The following is a 4,387-nucleotide window of genomic DNA, read 5'->3' as shown; positions in this document are numbered from 1 at the left end:
TTCTTCCGGTTAAATATTTTTTGTATATTCGCGGCTGATTTAGAAGATATTAATGAGACGATGATGAAACAGTTACTAACACCTGATTATATTTTCGAATCCAGTTGGGAAGTATGTAATAAAGTGGGTGGCATCTACACTGTATTGTCTACAAGAGCAAAGACTTTGCAGAACACTTTCCCTGATCGAATTTTTTTTATAGGACCGGATTTTTGGTCGGGTAAGGAAAATCCGTTGTTTGTGGAAGATTCCAAACTTCTTCAAGCATGGAGAGAGCATGCAATCAAGAAAGATGATTTAAAAGTACGTATAGGGCGTTGGAATATTCCAGGTAAGCCGGTAGCTATTTTGGTCGATTTTACTCCTTTCTATAAGGAAAAAAATGAGATATATACTCAAGCTTGGATTGATTTTCAAGTGGACTCCTTGCATGCATACGGTGATTATGATGAAGCTTCTATGTTCTCGTATGCTGCGGGAAAAGTAGTTGAAAGTTTTTATCGCTATAACTTGACAATGAGCGATAAGGTTATCTATCAGGCTCATGAATGGATGACAGGCCTTGGTGCATTGTACTTGCAAAAACACGTTCCGGAAATTGCGACCATTTTTACTACGCACGCTACCACTATCGGGCGTTCCATTGCCGGAAATAATAAACCTCTCTATGATTATTTGTTTGCTTACAACGGTGACCAGATGTCTCGTGAGTTGAATGTGGAGTCAAAACATTCTATCGAAAAGCAGACGGCTCATCATGTGGATTGTTTTACGACAGTAAGTGATATTACCAACAATGAATGTAAAGAGTTGTTGGATAAAGAAGCTGACGTAGTCTTGATGAATGGTTTTGAAGATGATTTTGTGCCCAAAGGAGAGGAATTCGAAAAGAAAAGAAAATATGCCCGTGCCTTGTTGTTGAATATGGCTAATAAATTACTAGGTGTTCATTTGAGTGATGATACACTGATTGTAGGAACAAGTGGTCGTTATGAATTTAAGAACAAGGGTATAAATGTGTATCTGGAAGCATTGAACCGTTTGACACGTAAAAAAAGCCTGAATCGTGAAGTGCTGGCTTTTGTAAATGTTCCAGGATGGGTAGGTGATGCTCGGGAAGATTTGAAACAGCGTCTGGAAAGCGATGAAAATTATGATACGCCTTTGGAATGTCCTTTTATTACTCACTGGCTGCACAATATGAGCCATGACCAGGTATTGGATATGTTGAAATACTTGAACATGTCTAATTCGCCTGAATCAAAGGTGAAAGTTATATTTGTACCTTGCTATTTGGATGGGAATGACGGAATATTGAATGAAACCTATTACGATTTGATTATAGGAGCTGACTTGAGTGTTTATCCATCTTATTATGAGCCATGGGGGTATACTCCGTTGGAAAGTGTCGCATTCAAGGTCCCGGCTATTACAACAGATTTGGCCGGATTCGGTTTATGGGTAAACTCTTTGAAAGGGCATCCAGGTACGTTGGAAGAAGGTGTGAAAGTAATTCATCGTACGGACTATAATTATTCGGAAGTGGCAGACGTGATTCGTGATACGATTACAGAATTTGCCAAACTACCTGAAACAGAAGTGCAGATAATTCGTAAGAATGCTTCCGACATTGCAGAAAAGGCTTTGTGGAAACATTTTATACGCTACTATTATGAAGCATATGACGTGGCATTGCGTAATGCAAAAGAACGTTGCAGATCTTATAAACTATAATGAACTTGTAAAACATTAGTAATATGAAAATCAAAACAAACTATGCTAATACTCCTGTGTGGAGAGAAATTAATGTGAAATCTCGCATTCCGGAGTCTTTGAAGATGCTGGAAGTGATGGCTCGTAACATTTGGTGGGCATGGAATGACGATGCAACTGAAATGTTTAGAGAACTTGATCCGGAATTGTGGCGCGCTGTCGGACAGAACCCGGTTGCTTTATTGGAACGTTTGAATTATGAGAAACTGGAAGCTTTGTCTGTAGATAAGGAGATGTTGGGTAAAATCAATGCAATATACGATAGATTTACTGAATATATGTCTGTTGAGCCAGATAAAAACCGTCCTTCTGTAGCCTATTTCTGTATGGAATACGGTTTGACCCACGTACTGAAAATTTATTCCGGTGGCTTGGGTATTCTGGCTGGTGACTATTTGAAAGAAGCTTCAGATAGTAACGTGGACATGTGTGGTATCGGTTTCTTGTATCGCTATGGTTACTTTACACAGAGCCTTTCAATGGATGGTCAGCAAATTGCAAACTACGAAGCTCAGAACTTTGGCAGTCTTCCGTTGGAACGTGTGAAAGATGAAAATGACCAGCCGATGGTGCTGGACGTACCTTACTTGAACTATTATGTACATGCATATGTATGGAGAGTTAATGTAGGTCGTGTGCCATTGTATCTGTTGGATACAGACAATGAAATGAACAGCGAATTCGACCGTTCTATTACTCACCAGTTGTATGGTGGTGACTGGGAAAACCGCTTGAAACAGGAAATCTTGCTGGGTATCGGTGGTGTGCTGTTGCTGAAGAAACTGGGTATCAAGAAAGATGTATATCATTGCAACGAAGGACATGCGGCTTTGTGTAATGTACAGCGTCTGTGTGACTACGTAGAAAGTGGAATGTCATTTGATGAAGCATTGGAAGTGGTTCGTGCTTCTTCTCTTTATACCGTACATACTCCAGTTCCGGCAGGACATGACTATTTTGATGAAGGCCTGTTTGGTAAATATATGGGCGGTTATCCGCAGCGTATGGGTATCAGCTGGCAAGATTTGATGGACTTGGGACGTATCAATCCGGGTGATTCAAACGAACGCTTCTGTATGTCTACATTTGCTTGCAATACTTGTCAGGAAGTGAACGGTGTAAGCTGGTTGCATGGAAAAGTTTCTCAGGAAATGTTCTCTGGTATTTGGAAAGGCTATTTCCCTGAAGAAAATCATGTAGGTTATGTAACTAACGGTGTACATTTCCCTACTTGGTGTGCTTCTGAGTGGAAAGCATTGTATAACAAATACTTTGACAAAAACTTCATGCATGACCAGTCAAATCCGAAAATCTGGGAACGTATCTACAATGTACCCGATGAAGAAATCTGGAAGACTCGTGTGGCTTTGAAGAATAAACTGATTAACTACATCCGCGATCAGTTCCGTGATACATGGTTGAAGAATCAGAGAGACCCGTCACGCGTGGTTTCTTTGATGGATAAGATTAACCCGAATGCTCTACTGATTGGTTTTGCCCGTCGTTTTGCGACTTATAAGCGTGCACATCTGTTGTTCACAGACTTGGATCGTTTGGCTAAGATTGTAAATAATCCTGACTATCCGGTTCAGTTCTTGTTTGCCGGTAAGGCTCATCCGCACGATGGTGCTGGTCAGGGACTAATCAAGAAGATTGTAGAAATTTCTAACCGTCCGGAATTCTTAGGAAAGATTATCTTCCTGGAAAACTATGATATGAAGCTGGCTCGTCGTCTGGTATCTGGTGTAGATATTTGGATGAACACTCCGACTCGTCCGTTGGAAGCTTCTGGTACATCCGGTGAAAAAGCGTTGATGAACGGTGTGGTTAACTTCTCCGTATTGGACGGATGGTGGCTGGAAGGTTACCGTGAAGGTGCGGGATGGGCATTGACAGAAAAACGTACTTACCAGAACCAGGAACACCAGGATCAGCTGGATGCTGCTACTATCTACAGTATCCTGGAAACAGAAATCCTGCCGTTGTATTATGCCAGAAACAAGAAAGGATATTCTGAAGGCTGGATAAAGACTATTAAGAACTCTATCGCTCAGGTTGCTCCTCACTATACTATGAAACGTCAGCTGGATGATTACTTTACGAAATTCTATGGTAAAGAAGCTGAACGTTTCCATGCACTCGAAGCAAATAACTACGAACAAGTGAAGAAGACGGCTGCATGGAAGGAAGAAGTAGCTGCTAAATGGGATGAAATCCAGGTTGTTTCATTCAACAAGTGCCAGGATTTGTGCAATGGTAACGTAGAAAGCGGTAAAGACTACAAGCTTACTTGCGTGGTAGATGAAAAGGGGCTGGACGATGCAATTGGTATCGAACAGGTGGTTACTTATACCAATGCAGAAGGCCGTGAATACATTTATGCGGTTAATCCGATGAAGATGGTGAAACGTGAAGGCAACTTGTTTACATTCGAAATGATTGCAGGTTTGTCAAATGCGGGTAGCTTTAAGGTTGCTTACCGTATGTTCCCGAAGAACGATGCGCTGCCTCACCGTCAGGACTTCTGTTATGTACGCTGGTTTAATGAATAAAGACCTCTGTTTGTTCAGATAATCATATAAACAGGCCATTCCGGATAATTTTGATATTCGGA

At 41.1% G+C, this 4,387-nt stretch carries 2 protein-coding genes; both read left to right on the top strand.

What is annotated here, in order from left to right; all coding sequences use genetic code 11:
• The first annotated feature begins 60 nt into the window (after positions 1–60).
• Positions 61–1,734, top strand: coding sequence for a glycosyltransferase (locus tag ACMJ0U_RS04805; RefSeq protein ID WP_417128524.1), 1,674 nt, complete (start codon positions 61–63; stop codon positions 1,732–1,734).
• Positions 1,735–1,757: 23 nt separating this feature from the next.
• Positions 1,758–4,325 (top strand): alpha-glucan family phosphorylase, encoded by a 2,568-nt coding sequence (gene glgP, locus ACMJ0U_RS04800; protein WP_417128522.1) that lies wholly within the window; start codon positions 1,758–1,760, stop codon positions 4,323–4,325.
• Positions 4,326–4,387: the final 62 nt, after the last annotated feature.

Source organism: Phocaeicola sp. (assembly GCF_048170425.1).
In the GTDB taxonomy this organism is placed as follows: Bacteria; Bacteroidota; Bacteroidia; order Bacteroidales; family Bacteroidaceae; genus Phocaeicola.
Note: the sequence above shows the minus strand (reverse complement) of the source record. Positions and strands in the feature narration are given on the sequence as shown.